The organism is Actinokineospora sp. NBRC 105648, from assembly GCF_030269645.1.
Taxonomy (GTDB): Bacteria; Actinomycetota; Actinomycetes; order Mycobacteriales; family Pseudonocardiaceae; genus Actinokineospora.
Genome location: NZ_BSTR01000037.1, coordinates 47,029 through 63,697, shown reverse-complemented (window position 1 = coordinate 63,697; position 16,669 = coordinate 47,029). Strand labels below are relative to the sequence as shown.

Here is a 16,669-nt window from a genome sequence, read left to right as displayed (position 1 = left end):
TCCAGTGATCAAGTACATCGCCCTGTACCGGCGGCCGGACGATCCGGCCGCCTTCGACGAGGGGTACTTCGGCAGCCACCTGCCGCTGGTCGAGCAGACCCCAGGGCTGCTGCGCCAGGAGATCGCCAAGGTCAGCCGCGTTTTCGTGCCCGGTTTCCTGGGCGAGAGCGAGCCCTACCTGGTGGCCGAGCTGTACTTCGAGTCCGCGGCGGCGATGAAGGCGGCGTTCCAGTCGCCGCAGTGGCAGGCCGCCGGGGCGAACCTGTCCGAGATCGGCGGGCTGGACCTGGTCGCCATGTTCGCCGCCGAGGTGGCCCCGTGAGCGTCCCGGGCACCGTCGCGGTGATCGGCGGCGGCACCATGGGTGCCGGGATCGTGCACGTCTTCCTGGCCGCGGGCAGCACCGTCGTGCTGGCCGAGGCCGACGCCGAGCGGGCCGCGGCGGGGGTGCGCAACGTCGAGAAGTCCCTGCGCAAGGCCGAGGAGCGCGGCAAGCTCACCGGCTCGGCCGACGACCTGCTCACCAGGTTGTCCACCGCGACCGAGCTGGGTGAACTGCCCGAGGACACGGCGTTGGCCGTCGAGGCGGTGCCGGAGCGGCTCGACCTCAAGCGCTCGGTGTTCACCGCCGTGGCCGCCCGCTGCCCGGACGCGGTGCTCGCCTCGAACACCTCGTCGCTCTCGATCACCCAGCTGGCCGAGGGGCTGCCCGGCGAGCGCGTGATCGGGATGCACTTCTTCAACCCGGTGCCGGTGCAGGCGCTGGTGGAGCTGGTGGTCCACCCGGGCCTGCCCGCCGAGGTGGTGGCGCGGGTGCGCGGCTGGGCGGAGGCGCTGGGCAAGACCGTGATCGAGGTCCGCGACTCACCCGGGTTCGCGACCTCCCGGCTGGGCGTGGCCGTCGGGCTGGAGGCCATCCGGATGGTCGAGGAGGGCGTCGCCTCGCCCGAGGACATCGACACCGGCATGCGCCTGGGCTACGGCTGGCCGATGGGCCCGCTGCGGCTGACCGACCTGGTCGGACTGGACGTGCGGCTGTCCATCGCCGAGCACCTCGCCACCGAGCTGGGGCCGCGGTTCACCCCGCCGCAGCTGATGCGCGACATGGTTGCGCGCGGGGAGCTCGGGCGTAAGAGCGGCCAGGGGTTCTTCACGTGGTCGTGATCCGCCCGTTCAGCGAAGAGGATGCCGACGAGGTCTACCGCCTCCGTCGGCTCTCCTTCGGCGGTCCCGCCGAACCGCCCGCGGACTGGCCAGAACCGGCCGGTGCGTGGCAAGGATTCGTCGGCGAACTCGATAGCGCTATCGCCGGGTTCTTACGCGTTTACGCCTATCGCCAGTTCTTCGGCGGGGTCGCTGTCCCCATGGGCGGTATCGCCAGCGTGTGCGTCTATCCGCACGCCCGCGGTAGCGGGATCGCGGGGGCGCTACTGGAGAAATCCCTACACGACATGCGCGAGCGTGGACAGCCAGTATCAACGCTTTTCCCTTATGTACTGCCGATTTACCGCCGCTACGGTTGGGAGCACGTCGGTACTGCTGACACGACCCTCTTGCCGTTGGCGGAGCTGGCCGCCACCCCCCGCGCGACCGCGCCTGTACGACCGGCGACCACCGACGACCTATCCGACCTGCACGCCTGCTACCTGCGCTCGGCCGCGAAGGTCGACGGCATGCTTGATCGTTCCGCGCCTGTGTTCGACCTCGCAGCCCCGCTCCGGCAGGACGTCGCCACGGTCGTACCCGGTGAGCACGGGATTCGTGGCTACCTGACCGCCAAGCGCCCCGACGGCGAGGTCCTCAAGGTGCTCGACCTGGTCGCTGACGACGTCGACGCCGCACACGCGCTGCTGCGCCAGCTCGCCAGCTGGGCGGGCGGCCTGAGCGAGGCCACGATCCGGGTCATCGACCGCACGCTGCTCGACCTCGTGGTCCCGAGCGCGATGCGGCGCTCGGCGGAGGTCGACGACTTCATGCTTCGCGTGGTCGACCTGCCCGCCGCCATCGCCGCCCGCGGTTGGCCCGCGGTGGCGTACGCGCGGTCGTTCAGCGTGGACGTCGAGGTCGTGGACCAGCACGCACCCTGGCAGGCCGGGCGCTGGCGCCTGACGCACGAGGCGGGCACGGTCATCTGCGAGCGAGGTGGCGAGGGCGCGGTCCAGCTCTCCGCCCGCGCCCTCGGCCCCTGGTACGCGGGCTCGGCGACCACCGCGTCGCTGCGCCAAGCGGGCTTCCTCAGCGGCGGTCACGAGGCCGCGGCGGCCCTGGACGCGCTGACCGGCGCGCCGCACCACGTGCACATCGCCAACGTGTTCTAGCCCGGTAACCTGCGCGTTCGTGCTGCTCATCGTCCTCGAACTGGTCGGGCTCGCGGTCTTCGCGGCCTCAGGGGCGTTGGCGGCCGTCCGCGCCCGGCTTGACGTGTTCGGTGTTGTGGTGCTCGGCCTCACCACCGCGTTGGGCGGCGGGATCATCCGCGACGTCTTGCTCGGCGTCCACCCGCCGACCACCCTGCGCGACTGGCCCTACCTGCTGGTCCCCGTCGCGACCGCACTCGCGGTGTTCGGGTTCCACCCGCAGGTCGCGCGGCTAAGACGTGCGGTCTTGGTCGCGGACGCGGTGGGACTCGGCCTGTTCACCGTCTCCGGTACCGCTACCGCAGTCGCCACTGGCGTCCCGACGTACACCGCCTGTCTTATCGGGATGACCGCGGGCATCGGCGGTGGCGCCGTGCGCGACATCTTGCTGCGGGAGATCCCCTTGGTGCTGCGCCGCGAGATCTACGCGTTGGCCGCGCTCGCCGGGGCTGTCGTGGTCGTCACCGGCGACCGGCTGGGCTGGCCCGCCGCCCCGGTGACCGTCACCGGATCCGCCCTGGTCGTGGCCATCCGGATGCTCGCGCTGTGGCGCCGGTGGAACGCTCCGGTGGCCAAGGGGGTGGACCGGTGAGCGGGCTCTCAGGCGCGTCTCAGCAGCACAGGGAACACTGAGCCGCATGCGCATTCTCGTAGTCGACGACGACCGGGCCGTGCGCGAGTCCCTCCGGCGGTCGCTGCAGTTCAACGGCTACCAGGTCGACCTCGCCAGCGACGGCCAGCAGGCCCTGGAGTCGGTGCTCGGCGAGGACCAGGGGAATCGGCCCGACGCCATGGTGCTGGACGTGATGATGCCCCGGCTGGACGGCCTGGAGGTGTGCAGGCGGTTGCGCGGGGTCGGCGACGACCTGCCGATCCTCGTGCTCACCGCGCGCGACCTGGTCTCCGACCGGGTCGCCGGGCTGGACGCGGGCGCCGACGACTACCTGCCCAAGCCATTCGCCCTGGAGGAGCTGCTGGCCAGGCTGCGCGCACTGCTGCGCAGGTCGTCGCCGGAGCAGGTCGCGGGCACCGCGGCCACGCTGCGCTTCGCCGACCTGGAGATGGACCCCGGCACCCGCGAGGTGCGCCGGGGCGAGCGCCAGATCAGCCTCACCCGCACCGAGTTCGCCCTGCTGGAGCTGCTGCTCTCGCACCCCAAGCAGGTCCTCACCCGCGGTCGCATCCTCGAGGAGGTGTGGGGGTACGACTTCCCGACCTCGGGCAACGCCCTGGAGGTCTACGTCGGCTACCTGCGGCGCAAGACCGAGGCCGACGGCGAGTCGCGGCTGATCCACACCGTCCGCGGCGTCGGTTACGTGCTCCGGGAGACCCCACCCTGATGGCAGTCGTACGCACGGGGGAGCACCCGCGGCAGCGGGTCTCCCTGCGTTCCCGCATCACCCTGCTCGCCGCGTTCTGCGTGGGCGGCGCGGTGGCCCTGGTCTCCCTGGGCGCCTACATCACCGTGTACCGGGGCATCTACCAGCAGGTCGACGACAACCTGGTCGAGCGCGCCCGCGCGCTGGTGAACAACACTGAGGTCGTGGCCGAGGGGCGCACCGAGATCCCGCGGTTCTTCCTGGAGCTCTCGGACATCAAGTTCGACGTGATCGACGAGACCGGCGCGTCCGCGATCAACAGCCTGGTGATCCGCCCGCCGGTCGGCGCGGAGGAGCTGAAGGTCGCCGGGGGTCTCAAGACGGACAACGTCCGCACGGACCAGTCCTCCGACTCGCGCGTGCTCGCGGTCAACTACCCGTTCCTCAACCACACCGCGCTCGTGCTCGCCCAGCCGCTGGAGTCCACCAAGAGCACGCTGAGCAAGCTCGCGGTGGTGATGATCGTCATCGGCGGGTCCGGGATCATCGTCGCGGCCCTGGCGGGCACGGCGGTCGCCCGCGGCAGCCTCCGACCGGTCCAGCGGCTCACCGCCGCGGCCGGGCGCGTCACCCGAACCGGTGACCTCCATCCGATACCGGTGTCCGGCGACGACGAGCTCTCCCGGCTGACCGACAGCTTCAACACCATGCTCGGCGCGCTCGCCGAGGCCCAGGAGCGACAACGCAGGCTCGTCGCCGACGCGGGGCACGAACTGCGCACCCCGCTGACCTCGCTGCGCACCAACCTGGAGCTGCTGCTGGCCTCGTCGGTCCCCGGCGCGCCGGACCTGTCCGCCGAGGACCAGGCCGACATCCAGGACGACCTGCGGGCCCAGCTCGACGAGCTGACCCAGCTCATCGGCGACCTGGTGGAGCTGGCCCGCGAGGACGCCGCGCCCGCGGCGCAGGAGCACGTCGAGCTGACCGAGGTGGTCGAGCAGGCGCTGGACCGGGCCCGGCGCCGGGCCACCGGGGTGCACTTCGACGTCCGGTTGCACCCGTGGCACCTGATCGGGCACGCGGCATCCCTCGAACGGGCGGTGCTGAACCTGCTCGACAACGCGGTGAAGTTCAGCCCACCGGGCGGCACCGTGCGGGTCGACCTGGCGCCGGTCGGCGACGGGTACGCGTTCCTGCAGATCGCGGACGCGGGCCCGGGCATCGCCGACGCGGACCTGCCGCACGTGTTCGACCGGTTCTACCGCTCCGAGGAGGCCCGCACGCTGCCGGGTTCCGGGTTGGGCCTGGCGATCGTCAAGTCGGCGGCCGAACGGCACGGCGGCTCGGTGTTCGCGGGCCGCTCGGCCGACGGCGGCGCGCTGATGGCGATGCGGTTGCCCGGCTCCGCCGAGTGACGGTCGGCGGCCAACTGCAACAAAACCGCGCGTTCGAGTGTGTAGAATTGTGTTGTGCTCGCTCGTCAGCGCCAAGAAGTGATCCTGGAAGAGATCCGCCGCACCGGCGCCGTCCAGGTGCACGCGCTCGTCGGCAGGCTGGGCGTCTCCGACATGACGATCCGCCGCGACCTGGACGTGTTGGCCAAGCGCGGTCTCGTCGAGAAGGTCTACGGCGGCGCCACCTCCGTGGTCGGCCGCAGCACGCACGAGCCCGGGTTCGAGGCCAAGTCGGTCCGGGCGCTGCCGCAGAAGGAAGCGATCTCCGCGCGCGCCGCGGGCCTGATCCGGCCGGGCACCGCCATCGGGATCTCGGCGGGCACCACCACGTGGACGTTCGCCCGCTTCCTTGAGGACGTGCCGGAACTGACCGTGGTCACCAACTCCATCCAGGTCGCCGACGTCCTGCGAAGTGGCGGTCGCACCGACCGCACGGTCGTGCTCACCGGTGGTGTGCGCACGCCGTCGGACGCGCTGGTCGGTCCGGTCGCGGTGCAGACGTTGCGGTCCCTGCACCTGGACGTGGTCTTCCTGGGCGTGCACGGCATGGCCGACGGCCCGGGGTTCACCACCCCCAACATCAACGAGAGCGAGACCGACCGCGCCCTGGTCGAGGCCGGTCGGCGGCTGGTCGTGCTGGCCGACCACACCAAGTGGGGTGTCGTCGGCATCTCCACCATCGCCGGTCTGGAGGAGGCGGACGTCCTGGTCACCGACGACGGCCTGCCCGAGGACGCCGTCGAGACGTTGTCCGCGGTGGTCGGGGAACTCGTGATCGCGCAGGCCGAGTGCCCGGAAGCCGAGGTCCGGGCGTGAGGCGCACGGTCCGCACCCTGGCCGACGGCCGGGAGATCATCTACTTCGACGACACGGCCGGTGCTCCCGAGCGCACCGCGGTCGACACGCGGGACCTACCGCGCAACGAGACCAGGTCCGAGATCAGGCGCGATCCGCTTACCGGTGAATGGGTAGCGCTAGCGGCACACCGTCAGACGCGTACGTACAAACCGCCTGCCGGTCTATGTCCTCTATGTCCTACCGCGCCGGGTCGTCCTACCGAGGTTCCGGAAGCGGAATACGACGTGGTGGTGTTCGAGAACCGCTTCCCGTCCTTCTCCCAGCACGCGGTCGGCGCGGTGGAGCCGGGACTCGTCCCGCGCGGGCCGGGCGTTGGGCGGTGCGAGGTCGTGTGCTTCACCTCGGACCACACCACGTCGTTCGGCGCGCTGAGCCCGCAGCGGGTGCGGACCGTGGTCGACGTGTGGGCCGACCGCACGACCGCGTTGAGCGCGGTGCCCGGTGTGGCCCAGGTTTTCCCGTTCGAGAACCGGGGCGATGAGATCGGGGTGACCTTGAGTCACCCCCACGGCCAGATCTATGGCTACCCGTTCGTCACCCCGCGCACCGAGCGGATGCTCGCGGTGGCCGAGGCGGCAGGTGGGTCCGTCCTCGGTGCGGTTTTGGCCTACGAACGCGCCGAGGGCACCCGCGTGATCGCCGAGTCCGCGCACTGGACCGCTTTCGTGCCCGCCGCGGCGAGGTGGCCGGTAGAGGTTCACGTCGTACCGCACCGCCAAGTGCCCGACCTGCCCGCTCTTACCCCGGACGAGCGAGACGACTTCGCACAGATCTACCTGCGCGTGCTGGGGCACCTCGACGGTCTTCACGATCGCGAGCTGCCCTACATCGCCGCGTGGCACCAGGCCCCGGTGCACGTCGGGCGCGAGCTCTCCTGGCTGCACCTGGAGGTCTTCTCGGTGCTCCGGGCCGCCGACAAGCTCAAGTACCTGGCCGGTTCGGAGTCCGGCATGGCGGTGTGGATCAACGACGTCACCCCCGAGGACCTCGCCGCCCGCCTGCGCTCCGCGCCGTCGCGCTACGGCCGCTGAGCCCAGACCCGTGGGGACCAGACCCTCGCGGCCCAGACTCTCGGGTACCGCACAGGTCTATCTCAGGCGCTTCTCAGATCCAGCGCGCACAGTGGACACATGACGGAGAACGGGCCCGAGGATCGGGTCGGCCAGGTCAGTCCGTGGGCCGTGCAGGGCGGTCAGGACGAGGCAGGCATCCGGACGCCGGACGGGGAGCAGGGCCCCGTCCGACCGGAGTCCGGCCACCAGGCCGGTGGGGAGCAGGGCCCCACCGCGCCTGGTGCCGGAACCTCCGGCCAACCAGACCAGGGCGCGGGTGACTCGTCCCGGGGTCCCGGCGGCGTCCACCACACGAGCACTCCCCAGGAACCGGGCAGCGTGCACGCCCAGGACGCGGGCCCGTCAGGTCCCGCCCCCGGTGCCCAGCAGGGCTTCGGCAGCGTGCAGCAGTCAGGCGCCTTCCCGCAGCCGGGCTCCCAGGCGGCCGCGCAGCAGCCCGGCGGCGTCCACCAGAGCGGCGACCCGGATCAGGGCACACACACTTTCCCCGGTGCTCAGCCAGGCGAGCAGGGGTCGGCCACGTGGAGTGGGAGCCCGTGGCAGGCACCCGGTTCGGTCTCGCCGGACACCGGTTCTTGGCAGCGCGCCGGTGAGCACCAGCAGGTGCTCTACGGCACGGCGGTCAACCAGCCCGCCTACGCCGCGCCGGTGAACTACCCCGCTCAGCAGGTCCCCGTGCAGCGCCGCGAGGGCAGGAAGAGCGGGTTGGTGGTCGGGATGACCGTGCTGGCGCTGGTCGTCGGCGGTGCCGCGGGAGCGGCAGGCGGCTACCTGGCCGCGGACAACCGGTCGTCCAGCTCGTCGGCCACCGCGCTCGACGCTCCGCCGACGGCGAAGCAGACCGCCGCCGCGCCCGCGGGCTCGGTGGAGTCGGTGGCGCAGAAGGTGCTGCCGAGCGTGGTGCAGTTGCAGGTGCAGGGTCGGTCCTCCGCAGGGGAGGGGTCCGGCTTCGTGATCAGCGCCGACGGCCTGATCGTCACCAACAACCACGTCGTCGAGGGCGCGGCGAACGGCGGCCAGATCACCGCGGTGTTCCAGGACGGCCGCACGGCCAAGGCGAGCATCGTCGGCCGCGACCCGACATCGGACGTGGCGGTGGTGCGCGCGACGGGCGTGGACAACCTCGTGGTGTCCGAGCTGGGCCGTTCGGACGATCTCCGGGTGGGCCAAGGGGTGGTCGCGATTGGTTCTCCCTACGAGCTTTCCGGCACGGTGACTTCGGGTATCGTCAGTTCTCTGCGACGCCCCACCAGGGCGGGCGGCGAGACCGGCAGCCAGACCACCGTCATGGACGCCATCCAGACCGACGCGGCGATCAACCCGGGTAACTCCGGTGGGCCCCTGGTCAACATGCAGGGTCAGGTCATCGGCATCAACTCGGCGATCTACAGCCCCCAGACCAGTGCCAGCGGCAGCGGCGGATCCGTCGGGATCGGCTTCGCCATCCCGATCGACCAGGCGCGCCGCACGGCGGACGAGATCGTCAAGACCGGCAAGGCGACCCAGACCGTACTGGGCGTGTCGGTCCGCGACGCCGACGGCGGCGGTGCCCTCATCGCCGACGTGGTGGCCGGTGGCGCGGGCGAGAAGGCGGGCCTGAAGCCAGGAGACGTGGTGACCAAGATGGACGATCGACGCATCGACAGCTCCGACGCGCTGGTCGCCGCCGTGCGCTCCCGGGCCCCCGGCGACAAGGTGAAGCTGACGATCGGCGCGGGCGACCGCACGATCGAGGCCACCCTTGGCGGCCAACCGGTCGAACCGCAGTAACCCCACAGCAACCGCAGCGTCCGTCTCGCAGAACCGCAGTCGTCCAGGCAGAAGCGCGGTCCACGGCCCGCGGTACCCGAAGAAGCTAGGCCCGCAGTACCCCACAAACGCTCGGGCGCTCCGCGCCCGAGACCAACCCCGGTTCGCTGCCCCCGAACCGGAGCGGGCTCCACCCGTGGAGCCGACCAGGAGCCGCACGCGGAAGGCACCCCCTCGCCCCCCGCCTGCGGCTCCTGTCGCGTCCGGTCCCAGTTGCCCGCCGGGCAACCCTCCGACCGCGAGATCAAGTTCCTTCTGCGGTCAGCCCCGCCGCTCGATCTGGGCCGCCGGCCAGGTGCCATCCAGATCAGGAAGCTCGTGCCCGCCCGCAGCTGATCGGGGCCTTGCCTCGCGGCGAGTCCCAACGCCGCTGACTGACCCGTCTGTTGGGCGGGCGGGATTGCCCGTCGGGCAAGCGCCGTCCGGTCGCGCAAATACGCCCCTTGCCTCGCCGAACAGCGCCGGCCAACAGTCAGCCGGGCCGGGAGCGGCCGCGCACCAAGCCGGTGATCACCACCGTGGCCCAGACGACGGTCAAGGCGATGCCCAGGCCGAGCCAGTAGTCCCGGTCGTGCAGGCCGGGGTTGGTCGGGACGCCGAACGGGCGCCACAGCAACGGTACCGCTAGCACCCCCAGCACCCCGCTCGCCACCGCTCCGGTCAAGACCGGGGTCCGCCACCGCGGCGCCACGTGGCGGGCGATGGACCAGCCGATCAGACCGACGACCGGCGCCACCAGGCCGTCGTGCAGCAGCGGGCCACCGACGAAGAACGCCAAACCCTGCCAGGTGTCCCGCAGGGTCAGCGAGGTCGCCAGCACCGCTCCCCAGGCCATCGCGGCCAGGCCCGCGATCATCAGCACCGCCCTCACGCCACGACCTCCAGCCGGGTGACCCACTTGGTTTGCAGCACTCCCGGGCGGTTGGGGGCGATGATCCGGCACGGGTAGCCGTGGTCCGGTGTCAACTCCTCGCCGTCTAGGCGCAGGGCGAGCAGAGTCGCGGCCGTGTGTGTGGCGGGCAGGGTGCTCGTCGAATACAGGCCCGACCGCTCCAACGAGTACACCTGCACCGCCGTGCCCGCGGGGGCGCCGACCGCGTCGAGCAGGTCTCTTATCCGTACGCCGGTCCATGAGGCCGACGCGCTCCACCCCTCTACGCAGGCGATCGGCAGTTCAGCCGTGGTCTGCGGCAGCGCTGCCAGGTCCGCCAGGCTCAAAGACATCCTGCGGGGACCCACTACCTCGAGCCGCCAGCCCGCAGGTACCTCGATCCCCGCTGCCGCCGCTGTCCGGTTGACCGGCAGTCCACGCGCCGACCGCCACGACAGCACTGACACCGATCGCAGCAGCGGCACAGTCACCCCTGCGGTGGCCACAAAGGCGACCCCCGCCCCCAACCACGTCGTACGCAGGAATCGCCTGCGCGATCCATCGATGCTCCCCGCGAGACCCCGACGAATCACCGGTAGCTTTACCGCCACGTGCACCAAAATCGATCCGATGGCCACCCACGCCACCGCGTAGTGCAGCGTCGGGAAGTAGAAACCCCACAGGTAGTTCTGTGCGACGTTGAACAGCCCGGTTACCAGTTCGAAGAGGGCGGCGCCGGAGAGTACGAGGATCGATCCGCGCTCCAGTGCGTGCAGCGCCGACCGCGCTAGCGGCCGCTCGAACAGCTTCGGGTAGACGCTCCACAGTTTGGCCAGCAACAAGGGGATCGCCACGATCCCGGACAGCACGTGCACCCCCTGCGTCACCCGGTAGAGCCAGACCGGCCCCGCGGGCCACCCGAACCACGACGGCGGGTGTTGGATGCCGTGGCTGAGCAGCCCGGTCACGAAGCACAACCCGAACGCGATCCCCAGCCACCGCCCCACCCGCGAGGTCACCCGCTCGTCGTGGGCGGGCGAGGTGAAGCGCTCCGGGAGTTCTTCCAACCGGGTCCGCAGACCCTTCAGGCTCACGCGCGCACCAGCTGTCGGCACGGGGCACCCTCGGCGCCGGAGCACGCCCACCCAGCCACCTCGGCGATCACGCGGGCACCAGCTCGGTGAACCAGCGCCCGAGGTGCGTGCGCACCCAGCGCACCGTGAAGCCCGCCTCGGCGGCCACCCGCGGCACCGCGTCCGCGCCCAGCCAGCCCCAGTCGAACCACGGCCCGTCGCTGACCCGGGCCAGGCTCTGGCCCACCCCGTGGCCCGGCCGGTCGGCCTCGATGAGCGCGCTCCCGTTGCTGGACAACAACTCCCGTACTCGGCGCAGCAGCCGCACCGGGTCGCCGCCGATGCCGATGTTCCCGTCCGCGAGCAGCACGTGCTGCCACCGCCCCTCGCCGGGCAATTGCTCGTAGACGTCCCGGCGCAGCGCGGCCGCCCCCCGAGCGCGGGTCAACGACACCGCCACGGGTGACGTGTCGACCCCGAGCGCGGGCACGCCGCGCTCGCCCAACGCCGCCGCCAACCGCCCCGGTCCGCACCCGATGTCGAGCGTCGGCCCACCGCAGGCGTCGAGGAGCACCGCGTCACCCGCGCCCGGCCGCGCACTCCACCGCTCGACCGGGAGCCGGATCCGCTTGCCCCCGGCCAATTCCAGCCAACACTGCTTCCCCAGCAGCCCGGAGGCGAACACGTCGGTCATGACCGGACCCCGACGAGTCGGGCCACCGCGGCGGCGAAGCGGCCGTCCGTCGTGGCCGCCACCGACTTCGCGTCGTCCATCGTGTCCACATCGGACAACGGGGTCAGGTCGGCGACCCGCAAACCCTTGTCCCGCAGTGCGCGAACCGTCCGTGCGCCGGTGTCCGACCGTGACGTCGGAACGTCCCGCAGCACTGCGGCGCACGCCGGGTCGCGCAACCCGAGCGCCCACCAGCCGCCGTCGAAAGCGTGACCCAGCAAGGCATCCGCGTCCGCGAACCGCTGGATCGACGCACTGAGCAACTCTGGGGTCACCTGCGGCGTGTCCATCCCGATCTGCAACACCCCTCGGCCCGGGAAACGAGCGGCCACGTCGGCGTGCGCGCACGCCAACCGCTCGGGAAAACCGTTGCCACGCTGGGGAAACACCGCGCAGTGCCGCAACAGGTCCGCGATCTCCCTGGCCCGCGCGGCCTGCGCCAACGACCCGGTCAGCGCTACCACCGGCCGCACGCCCGGGGTGGCCAGCACTGCCGTCAGGGTGTCCAGCAAGGCCGCCGCGGCGACCTCGGCCGCCTCGGCCGGCGTGAGCGGCGGGCACAGCCGCGTCTTCGCCAGCCCCGCTACCGGGGCCTTCGCGACCACCAACAGGCAGGTCATCGCAGCACCCCCGCCATGTCGCGCACCGCGCGCAGGGTCCCGCGCACCGATCCGGACACCTTCGACCGCGTCCCCGCCGCCCGCGGCCGGTACGCCACCGGGATCTCCGCCACCGACCAGCCCGCCTCCGCCGCGCGGATCAGCAACTCCAACGGGTAGCCGAAGGCCCGGTCGCGCACCCCGAGCGCCAGCAGGTCGGCCCGCCGCACCGCCCGGGCGGGCGCGATGTCGGTCACCGGCAGCCCGCGCCGCCGCAGCAGCGCCGCCAGCACCGCGTTGCCCGCCCGCGCGTGCCACGGCCAGGCGCCCCGGCCGACCGGCACCCGCTTGCCGACCGCGAGCTGGGTGCCGTCGAGCAGCGCGACCAGTCTGGGCAGCTCACCGGGGTCGAGCGAGCCATCGGCGTCGAGGAAGCACACGACCTCGGCCGTGGCGTGTTCCAGGCCCGTGTGCACGGCCGCGCCATAGCCGCGCACCTGCTCGTGCACGACCTTCGCGCCGTGCGCCGCGGCGACCTCGGGCGAGCCGTCGGTGGACCCGTTGTCCACCACGATGGCCCGGTAACCGGTTGGGAGCGCGCCCAGAACGCCGGGCAGCGCGGCTGCCTCGTCCAAGCAGGGGAGTACGACATCGACGTCCATGCGTCCACGCTAGATCTACCGTGGACACTCGGGACCCGTTGTGGCGCTTACGGAATCCTCACGTCGGGGTGAATCTTACCGAGTCCTGACAAGAGCGCTCCCGGCCCGGCGACACCCCCGGTCGCGCCCTATGATCGGTCGTTGCCCGACAATGGGTGCATGGCATCGCCGCTGCGCAGGCTGCGCGCCACCCTCAGCGGGCCGGTGCGCCTGCCCCTCGGGTTGGCGGCCACCGTCGTCTGCCTCGGGGTGGCCGTGCTGCACGCGACCGTGTTGACCATCCGGCCGCCCGAGGGGCTCTCCAGCACGCACCTGTTCCTGATCCACTGGACCCACCCCGCGGTGTGGGTCGTGCTCGGCGCGGTCTGCCTGGAGTACGCGCTGCGCGCCGAGCGGGTCGTGCTGAACCGCACGGCCATGGTCGCAGTCGCGCTGTACCTGGCTTTCCTGCTGTCGGTCAGCTTCGCCTGAACCCTTACGGGCCGCTGACGTATCCGGCCCCGGCCGCCCGCAGCGGCTAGGTTCGCCACCATGTCCGTGTCGTCCCGACGGGCCGACCTCGTCGCGGCCGCGGCGGCCACCGCGCTGGTCGCCCTGGCCACCGGCGTCGGTTTCGCGCTGCACGTCCGCCTGGCCGGGTCCGCGCACTTCCCCGGCGCCCCGAACACCTTCGGCGAGTGGCCGGTGCTGGCCGAGTTGCTGCCGCACGTCGGTCCCGGCACCCCGATCGCGATCCTGGTGGCGGTCGCCGCCGTCGCCTGGGGCCCCGCGCTCGCGGCCCGGCTGCCCTGGCGGACGGCGCTCGGCGCGGCCTACCTGCTGGCCGTGGTCTGGACCTTCGCGCTGGCCATGGTCGACGGTTGGCAGCGCGGCGTCGCCGGGCAGCTGACCTCCCAGGACGAGTACCTCACCGCGGTCCCCGGCATCACCGACATCCCGGCGATGCTGCACTCGTTCTCCGATCGCATCCTCGACTTCCAGCCCGACTCGTGGATCACCCACGTCGCGGGCCACCCACCGGGGGCCACCCTGGTGTTCGTCTGGCTCGACCGGATCGGCCTCGGCGGCGGCGGGTGGGCCGCGGTGGTGTGCGTGCTCGTCGGCGGCCTCGTCGCGGTCGCCGTGCCGCACACCCTGGCGGTGCTCGGCGCCCCCGATCGGGCTCGGGCGGCGCTGCCGTTCGTCGCGTTGTTCCCGGGAGCGGTGTGGATGGGGGTGTCGGCCGACGCGCTCTTCGCGGGCGTCACCGCCTCGGGGATCGCGTTGCTCGCCGTCGGCGCGGCTCGCGGCCGGGCGGTGTGGTCGGCGGCGGCGGGCGTGCTGCTCGGGTTCGGGATCTTCCTGTCCTACGGGCTCCCGCTGATGGGCTTCGTGGCGATCGGGGTGCTCGTCGCGGCGCGCACCTGGCGGCCGCTGCTGTGGGCCGTGCCCGCCGCGCTGGCCGTGGTCGGGGTGTTCGCGCTCGCCGGGTTCTGGTGGCTCGACGGCTACCACCTGGTCGTGGAGCGGTACTACCAGGGGATTGCCACCGACCGGCCGTACTGGTACTGGGTGTGGGCCGACCTCGCCGCGCTCGTCCTGGCGATCGGCCCGGCGGCGGTCGCCGGGCTCCGACGCGCCTTCGTGGCCAGGGGACCGGCGGTGGTGCTGGGCGCGGCCGTGGCGGTGCTGGCGGCAACGCTGTCGGGGCTGTCCAAGGCCGAGGTGGAGCGCATCTGGCTGCCGTTCGCGGTGTGGCTGGTCGCCGCCGCGGCGCTGCTGCCCGCGCCCCGGCGGTGGCTCGCGGCGCAGGCGGTCACCGCGCTCCTGGTGAACCACGTACTCCTGACGAACTGGTGAGACCGATGACGACTGGACGCGTGCTGGTGGTCGACGACGACGTGACGGTGTCCGACGTCGTGCGCCGCTACCTGGAGCGGGCCGGGCACGAGGTGGTGCTGGCCGGGACCGGCGAGGACGCGCTCGTGCTGGCCGCGACCACCGCGCCCGACCTGGTGGTGCTCGACCTGATGCTGCCCGGCATCGACGGCCTGGAGGTCTGCAGGCGGCTGCGCGAGCGCGGCGCGGTGCCGGTCATCATGCTCACCGCGCTGGGCGAGGAGGAGAACCGGATCGCGGGCCTGCGGCAGGGCGCGGACGACTACGTCACCAAGCCGTTCAGCCCGCGGGAACTCGCCCTGCGGGTCGAGTCGGTGCTCCGCCGCGCCACCGCCCCGGCGCTGCGGGCCGGTGGCGAGCTCGTCGACGCGGACCTGCGCCTGGACCCGTCGGCCCGCGCCGCCACCCTCGGCGGCGCCGAGCTCGCGCTCACCAGCCGCGAGTTCGACCTCCTGGAGTTCCTGCTCACCCACCCCGGCGCCGCGTTCACCCGGGCCGAGCTGCTCACCAGGGTGTGGGGCTGGGACTTCGGCGACCAGTCCACTGTGACCGTCCATGTGCGACGGTTGCGGGAGAAGATCGAACGAACACCCGCGAAACCCACCCGGATCTGCACGGTGTGGGGCGTGGGCTACCGCTACGACCGGAGCGCGTGATGGTGGAGTCCGACGAACCGTTCTGGCAGATGGCCCAGCACGCGCTGCACATACTGCCGTGGGCGCTGGGGTTGGTGCTGCCGGTCGTGCTGGCGGGCGCGCTGCTGCTGCACCTGCTGCGCAACCGCGCGCTGTCGACGTCGTTGACCGTGCTGGTGCTCGTCCCGGTGGTCGCGCTGGTCGGTGGCATGGTCGGCATCAGCGGGTTCATGTTCACCACGACGCTGACCACGACACTGCTGGTGTCGCTGCTGATCACCGTGGTCACCGTGCCGGTCGCGATCCTGCTCGGCCGCCGCATCGCCGCGCGGACGGTGTGGGAGCGCGAGGCCCGCGCCCGGGAACGAGCGGCCGAGGCATCCCGCCGCGAACTGGTCGCCTGGATCAGCCACGACCTGCGCACCCCCCTCGCGGGTATCCAGGCCATGGCCGAGGCCCTGGCCGACGGCGTCGTGTCATCACCACCCGAGGTCTCCGGCTACGCGGGCCGCATCGGCTGCGAGACCCGCCGCCTCTCGGCGATGGTGGACGACCTGTTCGAGCTGTCCAGGATCACCGCGGGCGCCCTCCGACTCACACTTTCGGCGGTCCCCCTGCAGGACGTCGTCAGCGACGCGCTGTCAGCGCAGGTCCCGGTGGCCGCCCGCAAACGGGTCCAGGTCCTCGCCGACGCCCTGGAATGGCCCGTGGTCCTGGGCAGCGACCCGGAACTGGCCCGGATCGTCTGCAACCTGGTCTCCAACGCCATCCGCCACACCCCACCAGACGGCACGGTCGCGGTCCGGGTGGCGGTGGCCGACGGACAGGCCCTGCTCACCGTGGAGGACGCCTGCGGCGGCATCCCCGAGGCAGACCTGCCGCGCCTGTTCGACGTGGCCTACCGCGGGACGGCGGCCCGCACCCCGGACCCGGACTCAGCGGGCGGGGGCCTGGGCCTGGCCATCGCCAAGGGCCTGGTCGAAGCCCACCACGGCGCCATCGAGGCTCACAACCACGGCCCCGGCTGCCGCTTCGAGGTCCGCCTCCCGCTGGCAGCTGTCTGACCTACACCGCACAGGTAGTGCACCGCACAGGGACTGCCAACTATCCCCGGTCCCTGCGCCATCCCGCCCGGCCGAGCCGCCGTGCCCGGCTAGCCCGCCCCGTGCCCGGCGAGGCCGCCCTGCCCAGCCGAGCCATGGTGCCCGACGGGCCGTCGTGCCCAGCCGAGCCATGGTGCCCGACGGGCCGTCGTGCCCAGCCGAGCCATGGTGCCCGACGGGCCGTCGTGCCCAGCCGAGCCATGGTGCCCGACGGGCCGTCGTGCCCAGCCGAGCCATGGTGCCCT

General features: G+C 72.3%; 18 protein-coding genes. 13 read left to right on the top strand and 5 right to left on the bottom strand.

The window, feature by feature from the left end:
- Positions 1-4 precede the first annotated feature (4 nt).
- From QSK30_RS26700 to QSK30_RS26660, 9 genes are all read left to right on the top strand, one after another.
- Positions 5-322, top strand: a complete 318-nt coding sequence (locus QSK30_RS26700) for an EthD family reductase (RefSeq protein ID WP_285506866.1) — start codon at positions 5-7, stop codon at positions 320-322.
- A gap of 38 nt (positions 323-360) precedes the next feature.
- A complete protein-coding gene (locus tag QSK30_RS26695) occupies positions 361-1,164 on the top strand; it encodes a 3-hydroxyacyl-CoA dehydrogenase family protein (RefSeq protein ID WP_502871892.1) in 804 nt (267 codons plus the stop codon).
- Positions 1,155-2,318, top strand: a complete 1,164-nt coding sequence (locus QSK30_RS26690; RefSeq protein ID WP_285506863.1) for a GNAT family N-acetyltransferase — start codon at positions 1,155-1,157, stop codon at positions 2,316-2,318. Before QSK30_RS26695 ends, QSK30_RS26690 begins: the two co-directional genes overlap by 10 nt.
- A 19-nt stretch (positions 2,319-2,337) precedes the next feature.
- Positions 2,338-2,949 (top strand): trimeric intracellular cation channel family protein, encoded by a 612-nt coding sequence (locus QSK30_RS26685; protein WP_285506861.1) that lies wholly within the window; start codon positions 2,338-2,340, stop codon positions 2,947-2,949.
- A gap of 46 nt (positions 2,950-2,995) precedes the next feature.
- Complete coding sequence (locus QSK30_RS26680; protein WP_285506859.1) at positions 2,996-3,697, top strand: response regulator transcription factor; 702 nt, start codon at positions 2,996-2,998, stop codon at positions 3,695-3,697.
- Positions 3,697-5,091 carry a HAMP domain-containing sensor histidine kinase gene (locus QSK30_RS26675; protein ID WP_285506857.1) on the top strand — a complete coding sequence of 465 codons (1,395 nt, stop codon included), beginning with the start codon at positions 3,697-3,699 and terminating at the stop codon, positions 5,089-5,091. The genes QSK30_RS26680 and QSK30_RS26675 overlap by 1 nt, the downstream gene beginning before the upstream one ends.
- Positions 5,092-5,145: 54 nt before the next feature.
- Positions 5,146-5,946, top strand: coding sequence for a DeoR/GlpR family DNA-binding transcription regulator (locus QSK30_RS26670; protein WP_285506855.1), 801 nt, complete (start codon positions 5,146-5,148; stop codon positions 5,944-5,946).
- Complete coding sequence (gene galT, locus QSK30_RS26665; RefSeq protein ID WP_285506854.1) at positions 5,943-7,019, top strand: galactose-1-phosphate uridylyltransferase; 1,077 nt, start codon at positions 5,943-5,945, stop codon at positions 7,017-7,019. Before QSK30_RS26670 ends, galT begins: the two co-directional genes overlap by 4 nt.
- Positions 7,020-7,379: 360 nt before the next feature.
- Positions 7,380-8,831 carry a S1C family serine protease gene (locus QSK30_RS26660; protein ID WP_502871891.1) on the top strand — a complete coding sequence of 484 codons (1,452 nt, stop codon included), beginning with the start codon at positions 7,380-7,382 and terminating at the stop codon, positions 8,829-8,831.
- A gap of 511 nt (positions 8,832-9,342) precedes the next feature.
- Here the strand turns inward: QSK30_RS26660 and QSK30_RS26655 are convergent.
- The 5 genes from QSK30_RS26655 to QSK30_RS26635 form a co-directional block, all read right to left on the bottom strand.
- Positions 9,343-9,741: a hypothetical protein gene (locus QSK30_RS26655; protein ID WP_285506852.1), complete on the bottom strand. Its 399-nt coding sequence runs from the start codon at positions 9,739-9,741 to the stop codon at positions 9,343-9,345.
- Positions 9,738-10,835 (bottom strand): molybdopterin-dependent oxidoreductase, encoded by a 1,098-nt coding sequence (locus QSK30_RS26650; RefSeq protein ID WP_285506850.1) that lies wholly within the window; start codon positions 10,833-10,835, stop codon positions 9,738-9,740. The genes QSK30_RS26655 and QSK30_RS26650 overlap by 4 nt, the downstream gene beginning before the upstream one ends.
- Before the next feature lie 67 nt (positions 10,836-10,902).
- The gene (locus tag QSK30_RS26645; protein ID WP_285506848.1) at positions 10,903-11,508 is read right to left on the bottom strand and encodes a methyltransferase domain-containing protein; all 606 of its coding nucleotides are present in this window, start codon (positions 11,506-11,508) and stop codon (positions 10,903-10,905) included.
- Positions 11,505-12,167: a TIGR04282 family arsenosugar biosynthesis glycosyltransferase gene (locus QSK30_RS26640; RefSeq protein WP_285506846.1), complete on the bottom strand. Its 663-nt coding sequence runs from the start codon at positions 12,165-12,167 to the stop codon at positions 11,505-11,507. The genes QSK30_RS26645 and QSK30_RS26640 overlap by 4 nt, the downstream gene beginning before the upstream one ends.
- Complete coding sequence (locus QSK30_RS26635; RefSeq protein WP_285506844.1) at positions 12,164-12,808, bottom strand: glycosyltransferase family 2 protein; 645 nt, start codon at positions 12,806-12,808, stop codon at positions 12,164-12,166. Before QSK30_RS26635 ends, QSK30_RS26640 begins: the two co-directional genes overlap by 4 nt.
- Before the next feature lie 159 nt (positions 12,809-12,967).
- On the opposite strand from QSK30_RS26635, the gene QSK30_RS26630 reads away from it, so the two are divergent.
- The 4 genes from QSK30_RS26630 to QSK30_RS26615 are packed head-to-tail and all read left to right on the top strand — an operon-like array spanning position 12,968 to position 16,385.
- On the top strand, positions 12,968-13,279 hold the full coding sequence (locus QSK30_RS26630) for a hypothetical protein (RefSeq protein ID WP_285506843.1): 312 nt from the start codon (positions 12,968-12,970) through the stop codon (positions 13,277-13,279).
- Positions 13,280-13,339: 60 nt separating this feature from the next.
- Positions 13,340-14,647 carry a hypothetical protein gene (locus QSK30_RS26625; protein WP_285506841.1) on the top strand — a complete coding sequence of 436 codons (1,308 nt, stop codon included), beginning with the start codon at positions 13,340-13,342 and terminating at the stop codon, positions 14,645-14,647.
- Positions 14,648-14,652: 5 nt separating this feature from the next.
- The gene (locus QSK30_RS26620) at positions 14,653-15,342 is read left to right on the top strand and encodes a response regulator transcription factor (protein ID WP_285506840.1); all 690 of its coding nucleotides are present in this window, start codon (positions 14,653-14,655) and stop codon (positions 15,340-15,342) included.
- On the top strand, positions 15,342-16,385 hold the full coding sequence (locus QSK30_RS26615) for a sensor histidine kinase (RefSeq protein ID WP_285506838.1): 1,044 nt from the start codon (positions 15,342-15,344) through the stop codon (positions 16,383-16,385). Before QSK30_RS26620 ends, QSK30_RS26615 begins: the two co-directional genes overlap by 1 nt.
- The last annotated feature ends 284 nt before the right edge of the window (positions 16,386-16,669 follow it).

Coding starts and splice junctions, on each gene's coding strand:
- QSK30_RS26695 (WP_502871892.1), top strand. CDS start 361: ATGGGTGCCGGGATCGTGCACGTCTTCCTGGCCGCGGGCAGCACCGTC.
- QSK30_RS26680 (WP_285506859.1), top strand. CDS start 2,996: ATGCGCATTCTCGTAGTCGACGACGACCGGGCCGTGCGCGAGTCCCTC.
- QSK30_RS26675 (WP_285506857.1), top strand. CDS start 3,697: ATGGCAGTCGTACGCACGGGGGAGCACCCGCGGCAGCGGGTCTCCCTG.
- QSK30_RS26645 (WP_285506848.1), bottom strand. CDS start 11,508: ATGACCGACGTGTTCGCCTCCGGGCTGCTGGGGAAGCAGTGTTGGCTG.
- QSK30_RS26640 (WP_285506846.1), bottom strand. CDS start 12,167: ATGACCTGCCTGTTGGTGGTCGCGAAGGCCCCGGTAGCGGGGCTGGCG.
- QSK30_RS26635 (WP_285506844.1), bottom strand. CDS start 12,808: ATGGACGTCGATGTCGTACTCCCCTGCTTGGACGAGGCAGCCGCGCTG.
- QSK30_RS26630 (WP_285506843.1), top strand. CDS start 12,968: ATGGCATCGCCGCTGCGCAGGCTGCGCGCCACCCTCAGCGGGCCGGTG.
- QSK30_RS26625 (WP_285506841.1), top strand. CDS start 13,340: ATGTCCGTGTCGTCCCGACGGGCCGACCTCGTCGCGGCCGCGGCGGCC.
- QSK30_RS26620 (WP_285506840.1), top strand. CDS start 14,653: ATGACGACTGGACGCGTGCTGGTGGTCGACGACGACGTGACGGTGTCC.
- QSK30_RS26615 (WP_285506838.1), top strand. CDS start 15,342: ATGGTGGAGTCCGACGAACCGTTCTGGCAGATGGCCCAGCACGCGCTG.